Origin of the sequence: Alteromonas sp. AO-Serp, from assembly GCF_017849675.1 — a bacterium.
GTDB lineage: Bacteria > Pseudomonadota > Gammaproteobacteria > Enterobacterales > Alteromonadaceae > Alteromonas > Alteromonas macleodii.
Genome location: NZ_JAFLMX010000096.1, coordinates 1 through 1,221, shown reverse-complemented (window position 1 = coordinate 1,221; position 1,221 = coordinate 1). Strand labels below are relative to the sequence as shown.

Sequence of the window (1,221 nt, the reverse complement as noted above, 5' to 3'; positions counted from 1 at the left end):
TTTTTGGTCAAACCCCGTATATCGCGTTTCCTTTTTCACTTAATAAGCTCACCCACAGCAAAACCCGCTATGCTCTGTTTCGTGAACTGTATGACGAAGAGCAGGATATTCAGCTTGGTGGCGTGACTACTGAGTGGTTGGCCGCGGCACATCAGGCTATGAACAAAATTGAAAGTAGCGCACGCGCTATTACAACGCCCTCGCTTGTATTAAGTGCAGACGATGACGCGATTATTGATAATAACCGTCAACGCCGCGTGGCGCAGCTTATGCCAAATGCAAAACTTGAAATAGTGCCCCGCGCTTACCATGAGCTATTCACCGAGTCTGACGACATTCGCGAGCGCTCTGTGGCGCGTATTCTCGACTTTTTGACAGAAGACTCGTCTACATAAGTGAGCCAAAGCTAACATTTAGTTAGGTAATCATACTTAAGAGCAGCGCTTTCTATTTCACAGGTAATAAAAGTGTGTGCAAGGGTGAAGAAGAATGGCGTTTCGGTATAAAATAAACGAGTTGTTAACTGTGAAGGTAATTTAAAAAAGCATGCTCGATATCGTACTCTATCAGCCAGAGATCCCACCTAATACGGGAAACATCATCCGCTTATGCGCAAACAGTGGCTTTATGTTGCACTTAATCGAGCCCTTGGGTTTTGAATGGGACGATAAACGCGTTCGACGCGCAGGTTTAGATTATCATGAGTTTGCTCACGTAAAGCGCCACGCCAATTTAGACGCTTACCTAAATGATGCTAAGCCAAAACGGGTATTCGCTTGCACAACGAAAGGCAAAGCATTTCACAGCGATGTGTCTTATCAAAAAGGCGATGCGTTAATTTTCGGACCGGAAACCCGAGGTTTACCAGACGACTATATTCAATCGCTTCCCCCAGAGCAGCGTGTTCGCATCCCTATGTTGCCAGACAGTCGTAGTATGAACTTGTCTAATGCAGTATCGGTATTTGTGTATGAAAGCTGGCGTCAGTTTGGTTACGAGGGTGCTCGTTAGTACTTTCTTTAACGCTTACTGTTTTGCTAAAAACTCTTTTAACCATTTAAATCAAAAGCTTATTCAGCCTTTAAAAATGTCTGTAAAGATAGCGTAAATGTAAAGATTGTCTCTCGTGGCGAATCTTTACATTCGCTATATTGCATTCAGTTTTTTTTATGGATCGAATGCTTTGAAACTCCCTCTACCCATTAAAGTACTGCTCATTGC

The 1,221-nt window shown here is 43.5% G+C and carries 2 protein-coding genes; both read left to right on the top strand.

Annotation, left to right across the window (positions count from 1 at the left end):
• Positions 1 to 395, top strand: a 395-nt coding sequence (locus QVA83_RS07580) for an alpha/beta fold hydrolase (RefSeq protein ID WP_287498298.1), incomplete at its 5' end; no start/stop codon positions are given.
• A gap of 151 nt (positions 396 to 546) precedes the next feature.
• Positions 547 to 1,011 carry a tRNA (uridine(34)/cytosine(34)/5-carboxymethylaminomethyluridine(34)-2'-O)-methyltransferase TrmL gene (trmL, locus tag QVA83_RS07575; protein WP_069943632.1) on the top strand — a complete coding sequence of 155 codons (465 nt, stop codon included), beginning with the start codon at positions 547 to 549 and terminating at the stop codon, positions 1,009 to 1,011.
• Positions 1,012 to 1,221 lie beyond the last annotated feature (210 nt).

What these genes read in the sequence shown, in the direction of transcription:
- trmL (WP_069943632.1), top strand. Translation starts at nt 547, where the DNA reads ATGCTCGATATCGTACTCTATCAGCCAGAGATCCCACCTAATACGGGA.